This is a genomic window from Shewanella sp. CG12_big_fil_rev_8_21_14_0_65_47_15 (assembly GCF_002783505.1).
Taxonomy (GTDB): domain Bacteria; phylum Pseudomonadota; class Gammaproteobacteria; order Enterobacterales; family Shewanellaceae; genus Shewanella.
Genome location: NZ_PFGL01000033.1, coordinates 14,233 through 37,340, shown reverse-complemented (window position 1 = coordinate 37,340; position 23,108 = coordinate 14,233). Strand labels below are relative to the sequence as shown.

At 46.1% G+C, this 23,108-nt stretch carries 23 protein-coding genes; 17 read left to right on the top strand and 6 right to left on the bottom strand.

The window, feature by feature from the left end:
• Positions 1–69 precede the first annotated feature (69 nt).
• Positions 70–450, bottom strand: a complete 381-nt coding sequence (locus tag COW15_RS09140; RefSeq protein WP_293632070.1) for a VOC family protein — start codon at positions 448–450, stop codon at positions 70–72.
• A 477-nt stretch (positions 451–927) separates the two neighbouring features.
• On the opposite strand from COW15_RS09140, the gene COW15_RS09135 reads away from it, so the two are divergent.
• The 3 genes from COW15_RS09135 (at position 928) to COW15_RS09125 (ending at position 2,249) form a co-directional block, all read left to right on the top strand.
• A complete protein-coding gene (locus tag COW15_RS09135; protein WP_293632069.1) occupies positions 928–1,632 on the top strand; it encodes a DUF445 domain-containing protein in 705 nt (234 codons plus the stop codon).
• A 79-nt stretch (positions 1,633–1,711) separates the two neighbouring features.
• Complete coding sequence (locus tag COW15_RS09130; protein ID WP_293632068.1) at positions 1,712–2,062, top strand: VOC family protein; 351 nt, start codon at positions 1,712–1,714, stop codon at positions 2,060–2,062.
• The gene (locus tag COW15_RS09125) at positions 2,037–2,249 is read left to right on the top strand and encodes a DUF1289 domain-containing protein (RefSeq protein WP_293632067.1); all 213 of its coding nucleotides are present in this window, start codon (positions 2,037–2,039) and stop codon (positions 2,247–2,249) included. Before COW15_RS09130 ends, COW15_RS09125 begins: the two co-directional genes overlap by 26 nt.
• A gap of 45 nt (positions 2,250–2,294) precedes the next feature.
• On the opposite strand, the gene cdd is transcribed toward COW15_RS09125, so the two are convergent.
• A complete protein-coding gene (cdd, locus tag COW15_RS09120) occupies positions 2,295–3,185 on the bottom strand; it encodes a cytidine deaminase (protein ID WP_293632065.1) in 891 nt (296 codons plus the stop codon).
• A gap of 207 nt (positions 3,186–3,392) precedes the next feature.
• Positions 3,393–4,805 (bottom strand): exodeoxyribonuclease I, encoded by a 1,413-nt coding sequence (gene sbcB, locus COW15_RS09115; protein WP_293632063.1) that lies wholly within the window; start codon positions 4,803–4,805, stop codon positions 3,393–3,395.
• Positions 4,806–4,981: 176 nt separating this feature from the next.
• Between sbcB and COW15_RS09110 the strand changes: the two genes are divergently transcribed.
• From COW15_RS09110 to COW15_RS09100, 3 genes are all read left to right on the top strand, one after another.
• Complete coding sequence (locus COW15_RS09110; protein ID WP_293632061.1) at positions 4,982–5,788, top strand: hypothetical protein; 807 nt, start codon at positions 4,982–4,984, stop codon at positions 5,786–5,788.
• Between the two features lie 54 nt (positions 5,789–5,842).
• Positions 5,843–6,658: a 23S rRNA (guanine(745)-N(1))-methyltransferase gene (gene rlmA, locus COW15_RS09105; protein ID WP_293632059.1), complete on the top strand. Its 816-nt coding sequence runs from the start codon at positions 5,843–5,845 to the stop codon at positions 6,656–6,658.
• 306 nt (positions 6,659–6,964) lie between these two features.
• On the top strand, positions 6,965–7,174 hold the full coding sequence (locus tag COW15_RS09100) for a cold-shock protein (RefSeq protein ID WP_011789734.1): 210 nt from the start codon (positions 6,965–6,967) through the stop codon (positions 7,172–7,174).
• Positions 7,175–7,496: 322 nt separating this feature from the next.
• Here the strand turns inward: COW15_RS09100 and COW15_RS09095 are convergent, their stop codons facing one another.
• Complete coding sequence (locus COW15_RS09095; protein ID WP_293632054.1) at positions 7,497–9,056, bottom strand: SulP family inorganic anion transporter; 1,560 nt, start codon at positions 9,054–9,056, stop codon at positions 7,497–7,499.
• 165 nt (positions 9,057–9,221) lie between these two features.
• Entirely contained in the window at positions 9,222–12,473 is a 3,252-nt protein-coding gene (rne, locus tag COW15_RS09090) for a ribonuclease E (protein ID WP_293632053.1), read from the bottom strand.
• 596 nt (positions 12,474–13,069) lie between these two features.
• Between rne and rluC the strand changes: the two genes are divergently transcribed.
• Positions 13,070–14,032 (top strand): 23S rRNA pseudouridine(955/2504/2580) synthase RluC, encoded by a 963-nt coding sequence (rluC, locus tag COW15_RS09085; RefSeq protein WP_293632051.1) that lies wholly within the window; start codon positions 13,070–13,072, stop codon positions 14,030–14,032.
• A gap of 44 nt (positions 14,033–14,076) precedes the next feature.
• The gene (locus COW15_RS09080) at positions 14,077–14,814 is read left to right on the top strand and encodes an HAD-IA family hydrolase (RefSeq protein WP_293632050.1); all 738 of its coding nucleotides are present in this window, start codon (positions 14,077–14,079) and stop codon (positions 14,812–14,814) included.
• 174 nt (positions 14,815–14,988) lie between these two features.
• Here the strand turns inward: COW15_RS09080 and COW15_RS09075 are convergent, their stop codons facing one another.
• The gene (locus tag COW15_RS09075) at positions 14,989–15,573 is read right to left on the bottom strand and encodes a nucleoside triphosphate pyrophosphatase (protein ID WP_293632049.1); all 585 of its coding nucleotides are present in this window, start codon (positions 15,571–15,573) and stop codon (positions 14,989–14,991) included.
• Positions 15,574–15,838: 265 nt separating this feature from the next.
• Here COW15_RS09075 and yceD point away from each other — a divergent pair, with 265 nt between their 5' ends.
• The 9 genes from yceD (at position 15,839) to COW15_RS09030 (ending at position 22,845) form a co-directional block, all read left to right on the top strand.
• A complete protein-coding gene (yceD, locus tag COW15_RS09070) occupies positions 15,839–16,363 on the top strand; it encodes a 23S rRNA accumulation protein YceD (RefSeq protein ID WP_198783072.1) in 525 nt (174 codons plus the stop codon).
• Positions 16,364–16,380: 17 nt separating this feature from the next.
• Complete coding sequence (gene rpmF / locus COW15_RS09065; protein WP_006081226.1) at positions 16,381–16,551, top strand: 50S ribosomal protein L32; 171 nt, start codon at positions 16,381–16,383, stop codon at positions 16,549–16,551.
• Positions 16,552–16,566: 15 nt separating this feature from the next.
• Positions 16,567–17,595 carry a phosphate acyltransferase PlsX gene (plsX, locus tag COW15_RS09060; RefSeq protein WP_293632048.1) on the top strand — a complete coding sequence of 343 codons (1,029 nt, stop codon included), beginning with the start codon at positions 16,567–16,569 and terminating at the stop codon, positions 17,593–17,595.
• A gap of 9 nt (positions 17,596–17,604) precedes the next feature.
• Positions 17,605–18,564, top strand: a complete 960-nt coding sequence (locus tag COW15_RS09055) for a beta-ketoacyl-ACP synthase III (protein ID WP_037458426.1) — start codon at positions 17,605–17,607, stop codon at positions 18,562–18,564.
• Positions 18,565–18,654: 90 nt separating this feature from the next.
• The gene (gene fabD / locus COW15_RS09050) at positions 18,655–19,581 is read left to right on the top strand and encodes an ACP S-malonyltransferase (RefSeq protein ID WP_293632047.1); all 927 of its coding nucleotides are present in this window, start codon (positions 18,655–18,657) and stop codon (positions 19,579–19,581) included.
• Positions 19,582–19,590: 9 nt separating this feature from the next.
• Positions 19,591–20,337, top strand: a complete 747-nt coding sequence (fabG, locus tag COW15_RS09045; RefSeq protein WP_293632045.1) for a 3-oxoacyl-ACP reductase FabG — start codon at positions 19,591–19,593, stop codon at positions 20,335–20,337.
• A 163-nt stretch (positions 20,338–20,500) separates the two neighbouring features.
• Positions 20,501–20,734 carry an acyl carrier protein gene (gene acpP / locus COW15_RS09040; protein ID WP_006081231.1) on the top strand — a complete coding sequence of 78 codons (234 nt, stop codon included), beginning with the start codon at positions 20,501–20,503 and terminating at the stop codon, positions 20,732–20,734.
• A 208-nt stretch (positions 20,735–20,942) separates the two neighbouring features.
• Positions 20,943–22,181: a beta-ketoacyl-ACP synthase II gene (gene fabF / locus COW15_RS09035; protein WP_293631935.1), complete on the top strand. Its 1,239-nt coding sequence runs from the start codon at positions 20,943–20,945 to the stop codon at positions 22,179–22,181.
• Positions 22,182–22,365: 184 nt separating this feature from the next.
• Positions 22,366–22,845 (top strand): acyl-CoA thioesterase, encoded by a 480-nt coding sequence (locus COW15_RS09030; protein ID WP_007647435.1) that lies wholly within the window; start codon positions 22,366–22,368, stop codon positions 22,843–22,845.
• Positions 22,846–23,108 lie beyond the last annotated feature (263 nt).

Below are 23,108 nucleotides of genomic sequence, written 5' to 3'. Positions count from 1 at the left end.
CACGCAATAACCCCAAATGAGCCGTGTTCAGGGCATAGGCGACAGAAACAGAGAGTTACAAAGCCACGCTTAGGATTTGGTATAGCTTATCGCCGCAATCAGGGCTCCCTGTGGATCTTTTATCCAACAAAAACGACCAACCTGTGGAATATTCTCCGGCCCAAACAGGACTTCTCCACCCAGTTTTTTGGCGTTTATGGCCACTTGGTCTACATCGTTAACCGTAATGTAACCTGTCCAGTGGCAAGGGAAGGCGGGGATTAAATTATCGGTTATACCGCCTATACTAGCGCCTTGATTCTCGATGATATGGTACTGACCGTGTGGCATGTTAACGGTTCTAAATTGCCAGCCAAAGATTTCACCGTAAAATCGCATTGCCTCTTCGGGATTATTTGTCGTGAGTTCATGCCAGCTTAATGCTCCAGCAGTGTTAAAAGCAGAATCCATAAGCATTTCCTTAATATGACAGAAAAATCTAGGACAGAAGTCGGGTGCCTTCCTAAATTGCCGACCAAGACGTAGGTTCATTACGCCGCTATCGACCCTAACACGCACCATCCATAGTGTTTTATCCCATCGACCTTAGGGTGAGGGACTGCTTATTAAGCTCTGCTTATTGTGATGAGTGCAGCTTAGATCGGAAAAGTCACTTAGAGTGTAGTTGAGGCTTTTCAATAATTCATAAGGTGTTGTGGAAATATTCTGCTGTTTTTATATAAATAAATGTTTTTAACTAATTGTTTTAATAGATGATAAATGATTGTAGTGTACAGCCTGTTTGACTATGTTGGTTTCCGAACACAAGATTTTAGCCCGTATTTTCTCTGTGCTTTATTATGACTCTGACCATTAGACCTACATCCCATTCGCTTGCTAATATAGCGCAGTTTTGCATCTTATTGATGAATAAAAGGGGAGTTAAGATTGAATAAAAGTTTAGTGACAAATGTGTTGGCGGCAGTCTGTATTCTGTTGGGTTATGGATTGGCATCGCCCATTTTGTTCAATGTGGGCTTATTTGCATTATCCGGAGCTATCACTAACTGGCTAGCCGTGTATATGCTGTTTGAGAAAGTGCCTGGTTTGTATGGCTCAGGGGTTGTGCCATCACGTTTTGAGGAGTTCAAGGCGGGTATTGCCCATCTCATGATGAAGCAGTTTTTTACCTCTGAGAATATCGATCGCTTCCTCTCCGAAAAGGAAGGGATAAGTAACATAGATTTAGCCCCTGTGATTGATAAGGTAGATTTAGCGCCGGCATTTGATGCCTTAGTAACTACGGTCGCACAGTCATCCTTTGGGGGAATGTTATCTATGTTTGGCGGCACAGAAGCACTGATGCCACTGAAAGCACCTTTTATCGAAAAAATGAAATCTTCACTGGTGGAGATGGCACAACGTGATGAATTCCATGAGTTATTAAAACAGGAAATTGAACAGCCCAATGTGATGGCCGATTTGCAAATGAAGATTGCTAATATTGTTGAGCAACGCCTCAATGAGCTAACGCCACAAATGGTGAAGCAAATAGTGCAAGAGATGATCCAAACACATTTAGGCTGGTTAGTCGTGTGGGGCGGGGTGTTTGGCGGCATGATTGGACTTGTCGCAGCCTTGATCCAAGGCTAATCTGGGCTTAAAGCTCCCTAAAACTGGGAGCTTAGGTTTCCATTTTTATCGAAGAATTCTATTCACTTACAGAGGCACTATGAACCATCATCACAGTATTAATTATCTGGAAATACCCAGTCGCGATATTGCAAGTTCCAAAGCCTTCTTTAATAAGGTGTTTGGTTGGCGTTATGTAGATTACGGCCCAGAGTATAGCTGCTTTATAGATGCGGGGATAACGGGTGGATTTTATCAGGCGGATGTTGATTTTACACTTTTGCGTGGTTGCCCACTGATTGTCTTATATAGCAATGATTTAGAGAGTACCCAAGCTTCGGTTATCGCGGCAGGAGGAAAAATTACCACGGGGATATTTACTTTTCCTGGGGGAAGGCGATTCCATTTCACCGAGCCCTGCGGTAATGAATATGCCGTCTGGTCCGAGTGATCCGCTCACAAACCCCTGTGTCAGAAACTGTTGTTTGGATGAGCAAGATATTTGCTTGGGATGTTTTCGACATCTCGATGAAATTTTAGCTTGGCGGTCGATGTCAGCAGAAGAGCGTTGTTGTTGCTATGTAAAGATGGCAGAACGCAGGGAAATTCAGCAGGCGAAATGGATGACTAAAAAATAGCGCGGTGATAGTGCTTACTCTATCACCGCGCTAGGGGAAATATTTTCAGACAGGGTCGACAACAATATGTTCAAGTTCAATCGCCGCTACCGTGTGGAGTGCATCCATGGTTGCTCCCACTAAACTGATTTTCCCCTGTGAAGACTCGATAAGCACGGCTCGGCTTATCTCACCGAACTCACGATTATGGCGAGTGAGATTCGATAAGGCCATTTGCATGGGCAACATTGATGGATTAAACGCGGCATTTTCAGCGTAACGTCCACAATAGGTTGCACCATCGGCCGTTTCAAGCACTACGGCCGCATAACTTTGGGTGTAAGGCGCATAACTCAAGCCTGCGTGATCTAAGCCTTCGATGATCATAGGATCGCTACTGTCTAGCGCAAATTCCGTTTCGTGTTTTGCCAGTAAAGGTGAAGTGACATTCAGATCCATAGGACCAAAAGCATAGGGTAAATAATAGGCTAGCGAGTGGCTGTCTTGGGCTGGCAGGTGAATGGTTATCTTAGCACCATCGACCAACTCGTTCATAAATTGACGGCAATGACCACAGGGGCTTGCATTAACAATCATATCGACGATTTGGCTTTCGCCACTGAGCCAAGCATGACTAATCGCACTTTGTTCAGCGTGCACTGAGTGGAACAGGGCTTCTCCGGGTAGCTCTAAGTTGGCCCCCATATAGATATCACCACTCTTGCCCTTGGCAATTGCGCCGACGTAAAACTCACTGATCGGCGGTTTAGCCAGTGCCGCTGCTATGGGCAATAATGCGAGTAAAACCTCTGCCTCAGTCATCTTGCTGGCATTCGTTAACTCCGAGAGTTGTTGTGCATCAATGTGTCCAGCAAAGTTTTGATGCAATAAGGGAATAAGTGCATCGGCCAACGGCGTTGGCAACTGGGTTATGCTGCGAATAAATCTATCTTGCATTTCCCGATTCCTTGTTTGTTAAGTTCATGGAATAACATTCTAGTAATTTTGTTACAGTATAAATGCGAGTTAGCTCGCGTTTATTGGCTCAAAACCTGTAACGAAGTGAATTTTTGTAAGATCTACACTCTTTTCGTTACGACTACTTACACTAAATGGTGAGTGCTTTTAACTAATTGATTTTAGACTATTTATATATTTCGCTACTTACAGTTCTCGCAAATAGTGACATAAAGCCGTAAGCAATTTTTGCTTGATTTCATCGGCCTCAGTATCTTGAAGTAGATTTTCAAGTTTCAGCAAATAATCTTGATCCGCTAAACGGCCTTGGCAGAACTCACGCCAACGCTGTGACTCTTGATAATCCAGTAACTCTGGGTAGTTTCGGGCGCGATAACGAAACAGCATTTCAGGGATGCGAGCATCGTCAAATTGCAATTCGAGTGCGGCTAGATTTTGCGGTAGGGTATGACGGATTATTTCCATTTTGGCTTTGTCCGCGGGACTAAAAAAACCACCGGAATACAGCATTAAATCGGGATCCGTGGTTGAACTTTCCCCATCGAGTTCAAACAATTGTGCCAGTTTCTCCCTAAGCTCCGGATGACTCTTCAAGCGTTTATATTGCTCCCTTGCGAAGGCTTTATCGATATTGAGTCTCGCTGCCTGCGCATCGTCCAGGATTTTAGCCGAAGTGATAAAAGGGCATTTATTTAAATGGATTTGTTTGACCGGAATAGGTAACTCATCTTCGGCCAAATCGGCCCTTGCGGTGTACATTCGAGTCTTAATTTGTTCTACATCAAGCTCAAATAGCGGAGTTAAATCCATCGCTAAATTAACGCAGATCACGGCATTTTTATTGCTTGGATGATGGGCAACGGGCGCAATTAATGTAGTACAACCCTGTTGGGCACTGATCTTTGAACTGACATGGGCCAAAGGCTGCATGTTGAGTACATCAATCTGATCGGCAACCGCTTGTTTTCGACGCAGATCAAAATAATATTGGTAGAGCTTGGGTTGTTTTTCTTTGATCAGTTTGGCCATTGCTATGGTCGCATAAACATCGGACATAGCATCGTGGGCTTTTTCATGGCTTAGACCATTTGCCTGGGTGAGGTGCTCTAATTTAAAGCTAGGTGAGCCATCTTCTTTAAGTGGCCAGTTAATCCCATCGGGTCTAAATGCGTAGCAAGCGCGAACTAAGTCAATGATATCCCAGCGTGAGTTGCCATTTTGCCACTCCCGAGCGTAGGGATCGATAAAATTACGGTAAAAGCCGTAACGGGTCACTTCATCATCAAATCTCAGGGAATTATAACCAGCGACACAGGTATTGGGCTGGCTAAAAAGTGCCTGAATACGTCCCATAAACTCCGTTTCGGCAATGCCTCGTAAATTGGCCAATTGCGGGGTGATCCCCGTGATTAAGATGGCTTCGGGGGAGGGGAGATAATCGCTGGCCTGTTTACAGTAAAAGGTCTCGGGTTCACTAATAATATTCAGTGCTAAATCGGTTCGAATACCCGCAAATTGTGCAGGTCTATCCTTTGCAGGATGGGTCCCGAAAGTCTCATAGTCGTGCCAGAATATACTTGGCTGGAATTGCGTAGACATAATTTAAATCAAATGACAGTTTGTCGAATAATAGCATCTTAACACTGAAACCCCTTGGAAGCATATTTGCCCTGTGCCTAGGGCGAGGAATTATATTGAAAAGATAATCGCTTAACAGGTGATTTTTACCTCGTTTGAGCGTTACAATTCAACCTGAAAAGGGGAATTAATGTCTTATGTATCATCAATATCTAAATGAACCTATGGTCCTCGATGCCGATAGAGCATCAATTATGACCTTATCATTGCCTGCCGATATCAGTGATTTTATTGTGCTTCAAGCGATGAGCGCTCCTCTGTTAGAGTTGATTGTGGTTGCCGATGGGACTCAGCCTAAAATCGCGATTCGTTTTCAGCCACTGATGGGGCTTAAATTAAACTCGATTTCCTCCGAAAAGCTGCAATTTTCCAATCCAATTCAGCGCTCGTTTGGGCAAGGAATGCGTCTCTACAGCCGTATGGGTACGGCGCCTAAGTTTTGTGCTGCGGAGCTACGTACCGGAGTCTCTTTTAAATTAGATTTGAATAACGGCCTGTGTTTGGCACTACAATCGGCTTCGAAATTTGAGTTAGTGCCATTAGAGTCAGATTTAAGAGTGCTGCACGAACCGCAGGTGCTGCTTATGGCCAAAGCGATACTGGCAAGGCAATACGATTATGGTGCGTCATCGGAAGCTCTCGCAGTATATATGACCGAAATTGAACAGGTGAGAGCTGAACTGCAAACCTTTTTACGTGGAGAGTTGGGGCAATATCATGCCAGTTTGGCCGAAGAGGCGATTAGGCTCGATCCTTTATTGCAGCAAAAGCGCCAATGGATGTTTCGAACTTATACTCATATGTTTGAGCGTCCAAACTATAACCGTGCCTCTAACGATGCACAAAGTGTTGATAAATCCTTGAGAAAACTGGAATGCTTCGAATTGCTTGCCACCCCCGAGCTGATACAAATGGTCGAGCGATTAATGGAAGATGAAGCATAAACGTACTTATTGTCAGTAAAATTAATAGATTAGTAGAAATAATAGAGCCCGAATATGTCATACTTATGTCCCCTCTGCGGCTTGTCGCTTACGCTGGCCGAACGCACTTGGGGCTGCCCGCGACAACACAAATTTGATATAGCCAAAGAAGGCTATGTGAACCTGTTGCCTGTACAAAAGAAAAACTCTAAAGATCCCGGTGATAACAAACAAATGATGTTTGCTCGGCGGGAGTTTTTAAATGCTGGTTATTATCAAGGGTTGAGTGACAGAGTTAACCAACTGGCATTGGAATACGCGGGCAGAGCGCAGCAAGTCCTCGATATCGGCTGTGGGGAAGGTTATTACAGCCATCGCCTATATCATGCGCTTATGCAGGATCATCCCTGTCATTTTCAAGGATTGGATATTTCTAAGTCTGCGATCAAGTATGCCGCTAAACGTTATCCTGAATTACAATTTTGTGTTGCGAGTGCCTATGAGATGCCAATAGCATCACACAGCATTGATTTGGCGATTCGGATTTATGCCCCCTCAAAAAATGAGGAACTGCAACGGGTGATGGGCAGTGATGGTATTCTCATTACCGTTTCCCCCGGTCCAATGCACCACTTTGCCTTAAAACAGCAAATTTATGCCGAGCCAAGATTGCATCCAAGATCTGATGCCAACATCTCTGGGTTTGAATGCCTACATCAGGAGCGACTTATGTCGCAACTTGAGCTAAAAGACAGAGAGCATATTGCCTATTTTCTGGAAATGACGCCCTATGCGTGGAAGTTTACCGCTGAGCAGAAACAGCGCTTTGCAGCAGAGGGGCTTTGCTGTGAACTCGATTTTCAAATTGAAGTACATCGCATTTCAAAATAACAATCAGATTTAAGCTATTGAAATAAATTATTTAAAATGCTTAACTGTTACAGCTAAGCCGTATGAACGCTCACGTTCTACGAGCCGGTTGCAAAACCCTAAGTTGAATTAGGCAAAATAAATATTTCAAAGTGTCGCAGTATGTTGACTTATCTTTAGAATGGTTTATAGTCTTACTAGCTTGAAGGTTGGGCTTATATTTATGTGTTCAATACGACCAGTTCGTCCTGTAAACATAAGTAATACCGGCATTTTCCAGCTCCACCGCCGTTAAGGCTTTAATTTTTTATTTACAGGATTTATATCATGTCTCAAGTTACTGGTGTTGTTAAGTGGTTCAACTCTGATAAAGGTTTCGGATTCATTGAGCAAGAATCAGGTCCAGACGTATTCGTACACTTCCGTGCGATCAACTCTGACGGTTTCAAAACTCTTGACGAAGGTCAGAAAGTGTCTTTCACTGTGACTCAAGGTCAAAAAGGTCCTCAAGCTGAAAACGTAACCATCATTGGTTAATTTTCAGTGTCGTTAGCTAAGCGCTAATGGCAATGGATTTAAAGAGCTGTGGTTTATACCATGGCTCTTTTTATTTGTGTCGAATTTATACCTCTCATCTTTCCCCGCGCGTGTTTTCTACCAAATTTTTCCGATAGTTATCTCTTCTTTTAACGCTATCATGCTCAATCAGCGGGCTTATGCTCAGATGAATCAGGCTGCTAACCCACAAAGCCGTAATCCCAATTTTATTTGATGGCGAGATAGGGTAAAGCGATAACATTATGCAAATAAAAAAGCCTGAATAAATTTCAGGCTTTAACATCATACTGAATATTCGTATTTATGAATCGAGTTTATCATCTGCGACTTTATAGTGTGGATCATCAAGCAGATTAACCTCGACCAGATCCCCCGCTTTTCTTAGCAGCGCTTTACAGTCGGCACTTAAATGGATTAAGTGCAATTTTTTACCAGCATTAACATAGCGTTCGGCTAGTGTATCTATTGCTTCTAGTGCCGAGTGATCGGCTACGCGGGAGTTTTTGAAATCAATAACCACATCCTGAGGATCTTGGGATGCATCGAATAATTCTAAAAAGTTGGCAATTGAACCAAAGAATAGCGGGCCATTGAGTTCGTACACTTTCCAGCCCTGTGAATTTTGGTTCACATTGACACTGATGTGTTTAGCGTGTTGCCAAGCAAATACCAGTGCTGATACGACAACACCGACAAATACCGCAAAGGCAAGATCGGTAAAGACTGTCACCGTCGTCACTAGAACGATAACAAAGGCGTCATGTTTTGGCACTTTACCCATAAATTTAAAGCTGGCCCATTCGAAAGTGCCGAGTACCACAATAAACATCACCCCGACTAACGCTGCTAAGGGGATGATCTCAATGAAAGAAGCACCAAATAAAATAAAAATCAGCAGTGCGATAGCGGCAGTAATGCCCGATAATCTGCCGCGTCCACCTGAATTAATGTTTATCATCGATTGACCGATCATGGCACAGCCACCCATGGCGCCAAAGAATCCACTGGTGATATTACCTACGCCTTGCCCAACACACTCTCTATTACTGCGGCCGCGGGTATTGGTCATTTCATCGATAACGGTCAGCGTCAGTAGCGATTCAATGAGCCCAACCGCCGCAAGGATGAATGAATAGGGCAAGATGATCGACAAGGTTTCGAAATTAAATGGGACGGCAGGAATGGCGAAACTCGGTAATGAGCCAGCAATAGTCGCATGCTCATCGCCGCTCATGGTTTTTAGAAAGTCCAATACGTTACGGGTATCGAGGTCTAAGCCGACAGTCATTGCCGTCACAGCCAAAATAGCGACTAATGATGAAGGCACCGCTGTGGTGATCTTAGGTAAAAAATAAATAATGGCCATCGTCAGAGCCACTAATCCTAACATCAGCATTAATGGTTCCTGTGGTAACCAGACTAAGTTGCCGCTGGCATCCTTAACCTTAAATTGCCCAAGTTGCGCTAAGAAAATCACAATCGCTAGACCATTTACAAAGCCTATCATCACAGGATAAGGCACAATCCGGATAAATTTACCGAGTTTACATACGCCGGCAGCAATTTGGATCAATCCTGCGAGTACCACAGCGGCAAAAAGATACTGTACGCCGTGTTCCACCACAAGGGAGACCATCACGACAGCCATTGCACCAGTGGCGCCTGAAATCATTCCTGGACGGCCACCAATCAGTGCTGTGACAAGTCCCATGATAAAGGCGGCATAAAGTCCAACCATAGGCTCTACATGGGCGACAAAGGCAAAGGCAACCGCTTCAGGGATCAGGGCGAGTGCGACTGTTAAACCTGAAAGCACATCGGCTTTATGGCTAGACGTTTTGTGGCGAATGAGATCAAACATGGAACCTCTGTTACTCAATTGTTGTTGCAAAAATAAGCCGCGAATACTAACAAAAAATGAGATTAAGCTACACCTTAAATGTAGGTTAATTCTGCCGTTGTCTAGTCCTGAAATAAAAAAGCCATGCAGTTGCATGGCTTTTTTTTTTGTGGGAATGGCTTACGCTTATGGGCGCGCCATATCCGATTCTGCGCTGTTTGCCAGTTTTATCTTAGGTGCAGAGGCTTCATCGGTTGTATTCGTGTCGTATTCACGTCCCTTAGGCACTTCGACCTGAGCCCTCACTTCAACTACAGGCTTCGTCATATCCGACGATACCATAGCTCCAAAGCGGCTGGCTGCTTTCGGTTTGCTCGTCACTGCATCCGTCACTTGTGGATTAACCGTCGTCGAAGCCACTTGAGCTTTCGCCTGTGGTTTAGCGATTGCGGCAGGCTTTGTCATAGGAGCCGATGCGACAGCTTTGACTGAGTCTTTTGCGGTTTCTTTTACCGCAACAAGGCTCTCTATCGCTGAATCAGCGTTGACCTCAGTCGCTTCAGCATGTTCGGTGGTTGGGGCGGCGACAGTTTGTTCTGTTACCTGATCTTTGATGCTTGAAACGGCAGCCTCTGGTGCTATTGCAACTTCGGTTTCAACAGCCGCAACGGCTTCAACAACTGCAACGGTTTCTTTGGCTGCGGTAGTTGCTGCTTCCGCTGGAGCTGCAAGGCTAATCATCTCTACTGCTGCTTGTTCAACCGGCGGTGGAGTTACAACGACTTCGGTATTTGTCACTGGAGTCGATGTTACCACGGGGGTGCTTATCACTTCGGTTGGGTACTCTTGATCTGCACCTAATTCATCGTTAGGAATGAATTGGGCTGGCGCAGAAGTACCTTGCTCATCTTCATCACGGCGGCGACGTTGACCAGCAGCGCGTAGATGACGTGGACTACGGCGGCTACGACGTTGTCCATCGCGGGATTCGCGTTTGGCTTTTTCGTCTGCGTCGATATTATCCGCATCTGTTTCAGTTGCTTGTGCATCAAGGGTAATCTCGGCAACATCGGCTTTGATTTGGTCAGCACTGTCAGTTGGGGCTAAGGGCGTGTTAATCGTGTCATCGTTACTCACTGCAGCGGTTTCAGTCGCATTAGCTTGAGTTTCGGTGAGTTCTACGGCAACGTCGGATACTTCCTTCACCTGGACCGTTTCTTTACGTGGCTGACGACGTGCACGGGGAGCTTTGGCTTCTGCTGGCACTTCCTGCGCTATTTCTGCTGCCACAGCTGCATTAACCGCCGCGACTTCAGCTAACAGGGCTTCTTCTTGAAGGCTGCTATCTGGCATGTTGTTACCATTGTCGATACGCACTTTGCGGCGCATATTACGACGTTGGCGACGTTCACGGGCGACTTCCTGCTTAGGTGCATCGTCTTGAGTTTCAGCTGCGACTTCTTTAGACGCTTGAACTCGTGGTTTAGGTTCCGTTTTCGCTGGACGTTTAGCGGCATCTTCCTTCTCGCGCGCTGGGCGTTCTTGAGTGCTTGTGCTTACCGCGGCATCGGCCGACTTCTTAGGATTGCGACTGCGTGGCTCACGGGAGCCGTCTTTGGCTTTATCGGCATCTTGACCTGTGCGAGTACGACGGGTGTCATTACGGCGATTACGGCGATTCGCATTGGTCGTATTGGCATCGGTGTTTTTAGTTTCAACGGCTTTAACTGGCTCAGATTTTTCGCTTGAACCAAATAAAGCGCTGATCGCACTCATTAGCTTACTGAAGAAACCGGGTTGTGGCGCTTCAACTTTCACCGTTGGGGATGGCGCTTGTTCCACTTTCTGTGGCGCTGCGAAACCTTTTAATGCAGGAATAGGTGCTGCGGTACGTTCCAGTTTACGTGGCTCATACAATTTGGCTTCAGGCTGTTCGATACGCTTATAGCTAGATTCGCTGATTTCATCATCACTACGATGACGGATCACGCGGTAATCTGGCGTCATCATGTGCGCATCGGGGATCACATATACTTCAACATCGTGACGTTGCTCTGTAATGCGAATGGCTTTGCGTTTCTCGTTTAACAAAAAAGCTGCCACATCGACAGGAACAATCGCTTCGATTTGTGAGGTATTTTCTTTGATGGCTTCTTCTTCCATCAAACGTAAAATCGACAGTGCTAAAGACTCAGTACTGCGAATCGTACCTTGGCCATGACAGCGAGGGCAGATGTGCGCCGCTGATTCTTCCAAAGAGGGGCGCAGACGTTGACGCGACATTTCCATCAAACCGAAACGAGAAATACGGCCTAATTGCACGCGAGCGCGGTCGTGGTGCACTGCATCACGTAAACGGTTTTCAACTTCACGTTGATGGCGCACAGGCGTCATATCGATAAAGTCGATCACCACTAAGCCACCTAAGTCACGTAGACGTAATTGACGGGCAATTTCATCGGCGGCTTCAAGGTTAGTGTTAAGCGCGGTCTCTTCAATATCGCCGCCTTTAGTGGCACGGGCAGAGTTGATATCGATTGAGGTTAAGGCTTCCGTTGGGTCGATAACAATCGAGCCGCCAGATGGTAAACGTACTTCACGTTGGAAGGCGGATTCGATTTGTGATTCGATTTGGAAGTGAGTGAATAACGGCACTTCGGCTTCGTAAAGTTTGACGCGCTCGACGAAATCTGGGCGAACTAAGGCTATATGTTGCTTAGCTTCTTCGAAAATACGGGGGTGATCGATTAGGATCTCGCCCACATCACGGCGTAAATAGTCACGAATAGCGCGCACGATCACATTGCTTTCTTGGTGAATTAAGAAAGGAGCGCCTTTAACTTGTGAAGCTTCGGTGATTGCCGCCCAGTGGTGTTGCAGAACTTTTAAGTCCCACTTTAACTCGGCGGATTCTTTACCTACACCGGCAGTACGCACGATAAGTCCCATGCCCACTGGCACTTCTAAATCGGCCATCGCTTCTTTTAACTCAGTGCGCTCATCACCTTCGATACGACGGGAAATCCCGCCTGCACGTGGGTTGTTTGGCATTAAGACTAAATAAGAACCTGCAAGGCTGATGAAGGTTGTTAATGCAGCGCCTTTATTGCCGCGTTCTTCCTTGTCAATTTGGACAATCACTTCCTGTCCTTCACTGACCACTTCTTTGATATTGGGGCGACCTTGGAACGAATATCCCTTAGGGAAATATTCTCTGGCGATTTCTTTCAGTGGCAAAAAGCCGTGGCGATCGGCACCGTAGTCGACGAAAGCGGCTTCTAAAGACGGTTCTACGCGGGTAATTTTACCTTTGTAAATGTTGGATTTTTTCTGTTCGTGACCTGGACTTTCAATATCAAGATCATACAGTTGTTGCCCATCGACAAGGGCAACACGCAACTCTTCTGATTGAGTCGCATTGATTAACATACGTTTCATGATGACGTCATTCTTCTTTAAATAGAGGTCATCAAACAATCGCGTTTCGCTGCATTACGGGCCTAGCAGTGGTCGACTGAGCCTCACGGCTGGTGTGGCTAGGCAAGGTGCGCATTACTGTTAGACGCAGTCGCTGCGTGTCGCATCCTATTTATGGCTTATTTTTTAATGATTACAAAAACAAGGAATTCGTTGTAAAACATCAACCAACCCCATAAATTCTTTAGTTTCGTTCCGGTAATGCCCAAGTCGAATCGGTTTGTCTGACGACAAGTTAAAATATTGTTCGAAATCGGGGAGAAAAGCTCTAGGAAAACCTCGTCAAAACAAGGTGATTTTCTCGATTTAATCGTAAAAAACGCATTTGTGGTATTTTTACTCAGTATACGATTTGCAAATCAATGAGTTGCTATCAAGAAAATGTTTTTTTATCCGAGAAACTTTTCGCTTGGGATTGGGATCTTGTGAACACTTTATTCACGGCTTATCCCTAATCGCTGGTGAAATATAGCAATAATCAAAAAATTCAGCAATGGAAAGGCACAATTCTTCTCAGTTGTTGTACAATGGCGGCCGTTTTAGTCAGATGGCGCATCATGAATACAGTATCCACCCCACAGCAACAGGTTCAATTGATCACTATCGATGAAGATCATTTCGAACAGCGAATCGACAACTTTTTAATGACGGCTCTTAAGGGCGTGCCTAAGAGCATGATCTACCGCATCGTCCGCAAGGGCGAAGTACGAGTCAATAAGAAACGCATCAAACCAGAGTATAAGTTGCAGATGGGTGACATAGTGCGTATCCCTCCCGTCAGAGTGGCGGAGCCGGATAACCGTACCGCACCTTCTGCTAATTTGAGTAAGGTGTCGCAGCTCGAAGATCGTATCTTACATGAAGATAATCATTTAATTGTACTCAACAAGCCAGCGGGCATTGCCGTGCATGGTGGCAGTGGTGTCGATTACGGTGTGATTGAAGCGCTGCGTTCCTTAAGACCACAGCAAAAGTTTTTAGAATTAGTGCATCGCCTCGATAAAGACACTTCGGGTGTGTTACTGGTTGCCAAAAAACGCAGCGCACTCAAACATATGCACGATCAACTGCGCTGCAAAAAGATGCAAAAGGACTATTTAGCACTAGTGAGAGGGGAGTGGTCAGCACAGGACAAAGTCGTCAAACAACCTCTGCTGAAGATCACGCTAAAATCCGGTGAGCGCATAGTACGTGTGAATGCGGAAGGTAAGCCTTCAGAAACCCGTTTTAAAATTATGCAGCGCTATCAAGGCTGTACCTTAGTTCAAGCCAGTCCTGTTACGGGTAGAACTCACCAAATTCGGGTGCACTGTCAATATGCAGGGCATCCTATCGCCTGTGATGAAAAGTATAGCGAGCAGGGATTCGATGACAGCATGCGTGCACTCGGTCTTGAGCGTTTATTCTTGCATGCGGCTGAATTGATGTTTATTCACCCTGAGAACGACGAAGTGATGCGGGTTTCTGCCCCCTTAGATGACAATTTATCATTGGTTTTGAGTCGGCTTAAACGCGTCTAAAACGGTTAGACCTATATTTTATGCTTTACGGACGATGATGTTTTATGAGAGTGCAACCTAAGCGATTTGATGCCAGAAAATATGATTTAGTGATTTTCGATTGGGATGGCACTCTGATGGACTCCATAGGTAAAATCATCGTCTGTATTGAAAATATGGCGAGGGTACTCACTTTACCTATCCCAACCGAAAGCGATATTCGCGATATCATCGGTCTTTCTATGACAGAAGCACTTCGAGTCCTGTTTCCACAGGGACTCAATCCCTGCGCTGCTTCTGTATATTCTCTGCGCCCACATCCTAAAAATGCATTCAGCCAAGGCGAAGAGGATGAATATCTGCAGATGCGCGCCGAGTTTAAAGCACAATATTTGCATTTAGACACCACGCCAACGCCGCTCTTTGCACAAGCGCCAGTATTAATCGATGACTTACATAATCAAGGCTACCAATTAGCCGTTGCAACGGGTAAGGCCCGTGCGGGGCTTGAGCGTGTCTTTGAGCAAACAGGCTTAGGTCGATATTTTGTTGCATCCCGCTGCGCCGATGAAGTGCACAGTAAACCCCATCCTGAAATGATATCAAGCTTGCTGAGTGAATTGAATGTTGCCCCTAACCGAGCCTTGATGGTGGGCGATTCTCTGCTGGATTTGACCATGGCGGCCAATGCCGGAATTGATAGTGTTGGCGTCACCTATGGTGCCCACAGTGCCGAAAAGTTGCTGCGGGCAAAACCTATCGCCTTAATTGACTCACCAGCGCAATTGCTGCAATACCTCTAATGCTTCAACTACGCTAAAGCGGCAAGACATGCCGCTTCCCATGAGACTTCTTTGTTATTTACGTCTCATCTTCTCGTCGATAAAACGACGCAGCGGCTCGATATTTGTTCGTGCGTTTTATCGTTCCTATAAACTGAGCGAACAGAGCAGAGCCTAAGTAAAGGAATAAGCGCATTAAGCGAGAACGTCTACACCTTGGGCTAACAGCATTTCCGTCAGTAATATCAGTGGCAAACCCACTAAGGTATTGGGATCGCGGCCTTCGAGTTGTGTAAATAGCGCAATGCCTAAACCTTCACTCTTAAAACTGCCCGCGCAGTAGTAGGGCTCTTCCTTTTCTATGTATGCGACAATCTGTGCATGGCTAAGGTGCCTGAAATGCACCGTAAAAGGTTCAACCTCGGCAGTCATCGCGCCCGTTGCGGCATTATAGAGTGCAAGACCCGTATAAAAAGTGATGGCCTTGCCAGAGGCTTGGGTGAGCTGCGCGACGGCATTATCAAAATGATGGGGTTTACCGATAATCCTGCCATCTATCACTGCGACCTGATCTGAGCCAATAATGAGGCTATTGGGGAAATATTCGCCCCCAGCGAGGGCTTTCGCCTGTGCGAGCCGTAGCACTAGGGCCTGCGCTGACTCGTCCACCTTCGGCGTTTCATCAATATTGGGATTACAGCATTCAAAGGCTAGCCCCAGTTTTTGCAGTAATGCTTGTCGATACACAGAGGTTGACGCTAACACTAAATGGGGAGGCATATTGGACCTGTCTACAGCTTAAATGGGGAGTTATTGTCGCGAATCTTGGCCAGAAAGAGCAAGCCTTTCGTATTTCGGCGTTTCTTTTCGATGAATGTCGCTATTTTAGGCGGCTTACGCTTGTATGCCTTCGCTTGCTTGGGTAAAATTTCGCTTCCGTTAATTTCAATGTTGGGGCTGGAGAAGGGCTTAAGTTGCAGACTGGGACTTAAGTTAGAAATTTTTCTTTGACTCTAGCGTTTTCAAACTATAATATGCGCGCCTTATGCAAACAGTAAAGATACCGGTTTCAATTGATCCATTTCGTGCCGCCTCGAGTCGCATGACTTATCAGGGCGTAGTTCCTGGTGTGCAGCTGAAAAGATTAAATGAGTTATGTGCCGGCGACTGTTCCGATGTGGCAGTGTCGCTTGAATGTGGTGTGGATTTACAGGGGATAGTCTACCTGAAAGGGAAGGCTGTGACGGAGCTCACTCTGATATGTCAACGCTGCATGACGCTATTTACCACTGAGGTTACGGTCGAGTTTTGCTTCGGTCCATGCCGGACTAAGGCAGAAATCGATGAGCTCCCGGATGCGTATGACCCAATTGAGTGCAATGAAATTGGCGAAGTACGTCTGCATCAATTGATCGAAGATGAATTGATAGTCGCTATGCCGATAATCCCAATGCATGAAGAAATTGATTGTAATATGGGTTCTAAAGACATAGTTGTAGGCGAGATCGAACCCGCTCAAGAGGAGCGTCCAAATCCGTTTGCAGTGTTAGAAAAACTGAAGAGCAAGTAATCTAGGAGACAGGGCCAATGGCTGTACAACAGAACAAAAAATCTCGTTCAAAGCGCGGTATGCGCCGTTCACATGACGCACTGAGCACTGCTCAGCTGTCTGTAGACGCTACCAGCGGTGAAATCCATATGCGTCACAATGTGACTGCAGATGGCTTCTATCGCGGTAAAAAGGTAATCAACAAGTAATTTGTTGGTTTCCTAATGACGAGTCTGACGCTTGCGTTAGATGCGATGGGTGGCGATCATGGCCCCCACGTCACAGTGCCTGCAGCCTTGCGGGCACTAAAATTACACTCTTTTCTTAAAATCATTTTAGTCGGTGATAAGACTGAAATTGATGTCTATTTGCACCAAGCCGAGCCTTTACTACTTTCCCGTATAGACGTTATCCATACCGATGAAGTCGTCAGTATGACGGATAGACCCGTGCATGCTTTACGTACTCGCAAGAAAAGTTCCATGCGCTTAGCCATCGAATTAGTGCGGGATGAACGTGCGGCCGCGTGTGTCAGTGCCGGCAATACGGGCGCGCTGATGGCCATGGCAAAGGTGTTATTAAAAACCTTGCCAGGTGTGGATAGGCCTGCGCTTGTCAGCTGTTTACCCTCTGTCACCCAAAAGCCCGTCTATTTGCTGGACTTAGGTGCGAATATTTCCTGTGATTCTGAGACCTTATTCCAATTTGCCGTAATGGGCTCAGTGCTCTGTGAAGCGGTGGATAAAAAATCTCGCCCCAAAGTGGCTTTACTCAATGTCGGTACTGAGGAGATTAAGGGCAACGATCAAGTTCAGCAAGCCGCGCAGATCCTGCAAAATACCGATCAGATCAATTACACAGGTTTTATCGAAGGTGATGAAATCTATTCCGGTAACGTGGATGTCATCGTTTGTGATGGTTTTGTGGGTAATATCACGCTTAAAACCTCTGAAGGCATTGCCAAGTTATTGGTACATCAGTTAAAACGGGGACTAACCCAAGGTTTATTCGTGCGTTTTTTGGCAAAACTCATCGCCCCTCGCATTCAGGCTGTCCTCAGTCAGATGAACCCCGACCACTATAACGGAGCAAGTCTGATAGGATTGCGCGGAATAGTTGTAAAAAGCCATGGAAATGCGGATGAAACTGCCTATTTACAAGCAATTAGTTTGGCAGTAACTGAAGCTCAACGTCGACTCCCTGAAATGATAAGAGATCGTTTAGAGTCGATTCTTTTAGATATAAATAACTGATCCCTCCTTATGCATACAAAAATTCTCGGAACTGGTAGTTATCTACCGGTGCAGGTGCGTAGCAATCAAGATTTGGAAAAAATGGTGGAAACCACTGACCAATGGATTGTTGAACGTACGGGTATCTCTGAACGTCGCATTGCGGCCTTCGATGAAACCGTTTCTACTATGGGCTATCAAGCGGCACTCAAGGCGCTAGAGATGGCGGGCATTGATGCATCAGATTTAGACATGATCATTTGTGGCACGACTAGTGCGGCAAATGCTTTTCCAGCCGCCGCCTGTGAAATCCAAGCTATGCTTGGGGTGCATACAATTCCGGCCTTCGATATTGCGGCAGCATGCTCAGGCTTCGTATATGCACTTTCAGTCGCCGATCAATTTGTTAAAACTGGTGCTGCAAAAAAAGTGTTAGTGATTGGTGCGGATGTGCTGTCTCGCCTATGTGAGCCAGAGGACCGCACGACTATTATTCTGTTTGGTGATGGAGCCGGTGCTGCCGTTATCGGTGCCTCCGACGAACCCGGGATTATTTCTACCCACATTTATGCCGATGGTCGCCAGGGCGACTTATTGAAATGTGCTTTCCCGCCGCGTAAAGGCGAAACCTCTGAAGCGGTCGGTTTTATGACCATGAAAGGTAACGATGTCTTTAAAGTGGCGGTCACTCAATTGTCCCATGTGGTGACCGAAACACTGCGCATCAATAATATCGACAAGTCGGAAATTGACTGGTTAGTACCCCATCAAGCGAATTTCCGTATCATTAACGCCACAGCGAAAAAGCTCGATATGAGTCTCGATAAAGTGGTATTGACCTTAGCGAGACACGGTAATACCTCCGCCGCCTCTGTGCCTATTGCACTCGATGAGGCTGTGCGTGATGGTCGTATTCAGCGCGGGCAATTACTGCTGCTCGAAGCCTTTGGTGCCGGGTTTGCGTGGGGCAGCGCGTTAGTGCGTTTCTAAACGTTTTCATCTAAGTAACATAGGTTTATGTTTATCTTAGAGATGTCAGTCATTTTCAATAAATTAAGTTCGCCATAGGTAATTTTGAATATGGAAAATATCGCTTTTGTATTTCCTGGCCAAGGTTCACAAGCTTTAGGCATGTTAGCCGAACTTGCCGGATCACACGCCGTCGTTGGGCAAACCTTTGCCGAGGCGAGTGAGGTATTAGGTTATGATCTGTGGGCATTAGTGCAAGAAGGTCCCGTTGAAACCTTAAATGAAACCGATAAAACCCAGCCAGCACTTTTGGCTGCAAGCGTTGCCATTTGGCGTGCTTTTGTTGCATCGGGTAAAGCCATGCCAGCAATGTTAGCGGGTCACAGCCTAGGTGAATATTCGGCTTTAGTGTGTGCCGGAGTCATGGATTTTAAAGACGCAATTAAGCTAGTTGAGTTACGCGGCCAACTGATGCAACAAGCGGTTCCTGCAGGTACCGGCGCCATGTATGCCATTATTGGTTTAGATAACGAGGGTATCGCTAATGCCTGCGTCGAAGCGGCCCAAGGTGACGTGGTGAGCCCAGTTAACTTCAATAGCCCTGGCCAAGTCGTGATTGCAGGTCAAAAAGACGCGGTTGAACGTGCCGCCGCGGCGTGTAAAGCGGCTGGCGCTAAGATGGCGGTGGCTTTACCTGTCAGTGTGCCATCCCACTGCGCATTGATGAAGCCTGCCGCAGATAAACTCGCGGTTGCGTTGAACGATGTGCCGTTTTATGCACCTAAAATCACTGTGATTAATAATGTCGATGTGGCTTCACCAACGTCAGTCGATGAAATTAAAGATGCATTAGTACGTCAGTTGTATTGTCCAGTCCGTTGGAGCGAAACCGTTGAACTGATGGCCGAGAAAGGTATTACTCAACTGGTGGAGTGTGGTCCTGGTAAAGTATTGACGGGACTTGCAAAACGAATTAATAAATCACTATCATCCCAAGCGGTTAATGATGTCGCTTCATTTGCAGCATTAACTGAGTAAGGAGTTTGTATGCGTTTTAGCTTGAATTTAACCGGTAAAGTGGCCCTAGTCACCGGCGCAAGCCGTGGTATTGGCCGTGCTATTGCCGAAACCTTAGTCGAGGCGGGTGCGGTTGTGATTGGAACCGCAACCAGTGAGAAGGGCGCTGCGGCTATCCAAGAATATCTGGGTGACAAAGGTTTTGGTTTAGTGCTTAATGTCACAGATAGTGAATCTGTTACAAATTTATTCGCCTCGATCAAAGAAAAAGCGGGTGATGTTGATATTCTAGTCAACAACGCGGGTATCACCCGTGATAATCTGCTGATGCGAATGAAAGATGATGAATGGCAAGATATCATAGATACCAACCTGACATCATTATTCAGACTATCAAAACCTGTAATGCGTACCATGATGAAAAAGCGCTTCGGCCGTATCATCAATATTGGTTCAGTGGTAGGCACTATGGGTAATGCAGGTCAGGTTAACTACTCGGCAGCAAAAGCCGGTTTGATTGGATTTACAAAATCTCTTGCAAGAGAGGTTGCATCTCGTCAAATTACGGTTAATGCTATCGCTCCTGGATTTATCCAGACCGATATGACGGATGAGCTGACCGAAGATCAGCAAAAAGCTATCATGTCTCAGGTTCCGATGGAACGATTAGGGCAGGCGCAAGAAATCGCCAATGCAGTGCTCTTTTTGGCCTCGGATTCTGCTGCTTACATCACAGGCGAAACTTTGCATGTGAATGGCGGAATGTACATGGTTTAAGGGTGGATGGCAGGGATACTGTCGCAACTGAGTAGTGATCTGTATCAATTGGTCGCTAAATTTCGTGGTTAGACCACGAAAACTAAGCTTGCATTGTCAGCCAAATCTAATAAACTACTCGCAATCTTACGCAAGTGCGTAATTTGAATAGGAAAGAAAACTAATGAGCAACATCGAAGAACGTGTAAAGAAAATCATTGTAGAGCAACTGGGCGTTAAAGAAGAAGACGTTAAACCAGCGGCATCTTTCGTTGACGATCTGGGTGCAGATTCTCTGGACACTGTTGAGTTGGTTATGGCTCTGGAAGAAGAGTTCGATACCGAGATCCCTGATGAAGAAGCTGAAAAGATCACTACTGTTCAAGCAGCGATCGATTACGTTTCTAAGAATCAGTAATTCTGAATTCTTGAGAACAGGCGGCAAATATGCCGCCTGTTTTTGTTTTATCCCCGCTAAACTCTGCAGTAGTGCCATTCAATCGTCTCTGGATCCCGTTTAACCTTTATCCATGAGATGCTCGCCGCAGATTGGCGAACAATTTCCATGATAGAAACGCATTTATCTGTCATAACTTAATTTATTTAGCATTCAAAAGGTGACTGCCGTGTCTAAACGTCGTGTAGTGGTAACCGGTTTAGGATTAGTAACTCCCGTGGGTAATACTGTCGATACTTCTTGGAAAGCCCTGCTTTCTGGTAAGAGTGGTATTGCATCGATAACCAAATTTGATGCCAGTGAGTTTACAACTCGTTTTAGTGGTTCAGTAAAAGATTTCGATGTGGAGCAGTACTTAACCAAAAAAGACGCCCGCAAGATGGATCTCTTTATCCAATATGGTATGGCGGCCGGCATCCAAGCTATCCAAGATTCGGGTCTGGATATGAGCAAAGAAAACCCTAGCCGAGTGGGTACTGCTATTGGTGCTGGCATGGGTGGTATGTGGTTGATTGAACAAAACCACAGCGCTTTGATAAATGGTGGTCCTCGCAAAATATCGCCGTTCTTCGTGCCGAGCACCATCATCAATATGATTGCGGGCCACCTGTCGATTATGTACGGCATGACTGGGCCTAACTTTGCCGTCACGACAGCTTGTACTACGGGTGTTCATAATATTGGTTTTGCGGCGCGCACCATTGCCTATGGTGATGCGGACGTGATGGTTGCCGGTGGTGCCGAAGATGTCACCTGTCCATTGGGTGTGGGTGGTTTCGGTGCCGCTAAGGCGTTGTCGACCCGTAATGACGACCCCACCGCGGCGAGCCGCCCTTGGGATAAAGATCGCGATGGTTTTGTCATCGGTGATGGTGCTGGCGTGATCGTGATGGAAGAGTACGAACACGCTAAAGCACGCGGTGCAACCATTTACGGCGAGTTGGTCGGTTTTGGTATGAGCGGTGATGCGTTCCACATGACATCGCCTCCAAGTGATGGTGCTGGCGCTGCTGCGGCTATGGTCAATGCTATTCATGACGCTAAGTTATCACTGGAACAAATTGGTTATATCAATGCCCATGGTACGTCGACCCCCGCGGGTGATAAGGCCGAAGCTGCAGCGGTTAAGTCTGTATTTGGCGATCACGCCTATAACTTGCTCGTCAGCTCGACTAAGTCAATGACTGGCCACTTGTTGGGTGCTGCAGGCGCGGTTGAAGCGATTTTCACCTTGCTTGCGCTGCGCGACCAAGCCGTGCCACCGACCATCAATTTGGATAATCCTGATGAAGGCTGTGACTTAGACTTCGTTGCCCATACTGCCCGTGATGTGAAGTTAGATTACGCCTTGTGTAACTCCTTCGGCTTTGGTGGGACTAACGGCTCATTACTGTTCAAGAAAGTGTAAAACACGGATTGGTAGTGTAAGAAGACAGTGAAAAAATGCGCCGTAGGGCGCATTTTTTATGGGTTAAACCGAACTCTTTGGTAAGGCTAATCATAATTATCTTTACGCTAAGGGGTACTTCTATCGTAAACTCAGCTTATTGCACGAAAACATTAGCTACAGAGGCTAAATAAGTTGAGGTTATATGGCTGGTATCGATAGACAGAGTACCCTGAGATTTTTGTCGGAGCCTGCGGATGTCAATTTTGGTGGTAAGGTCCACGGCGGCGCGGTGATGAAATGGATCGATCTTGCGGCCTATGCCTGCGCTGCGGGTTGGAGCGGTAAATATTGTATTACCGCCTATGCGGGCGGTATTCGTTTTGTGCAACCCATTTTAGTGGGCAACATAGTCGAAGTCAGCGCTAAGGTGATCTATACGGGCAAGACCTCTATGCATATCGGTATCGATGTGCGGGCGGGCGACCCTAAGGTTTCCGAGCGTCATCTCACCACTCACTGTATTGTGATCATGGTGGCGGTGGATGAAAACGGCCAGCCTACACCAGTACCTGAGTGGATACCACAGACTGAACATGATATTCATTTGCGGGATTCTGCACTGCGCTTGATGGAAATGCGTAAAAAGATTGGCGCCGAAATGGAAGCCCATGTGGTGAAATAGCACCATAACTAATACAAATAAAGGCGCTTATGGCGCCTTTGTTGTTTCTGCCGAAAAGTGCGTTTGCCTGTCGGTCCGATTTCAACCTGACGCTATGCGGGATGAATGCTACACTGCCGCCATTATTTTTACTGCCCATTCCCCTAAATAAACATCCGTAATTGACCCCATAGATTGAAACACTCAGTGGCACTTTTTTAGTATTGGTTGATGAGGGTTTAGCGGTAACATATTGGGCAGATGAAACACAACCCGATTTAACA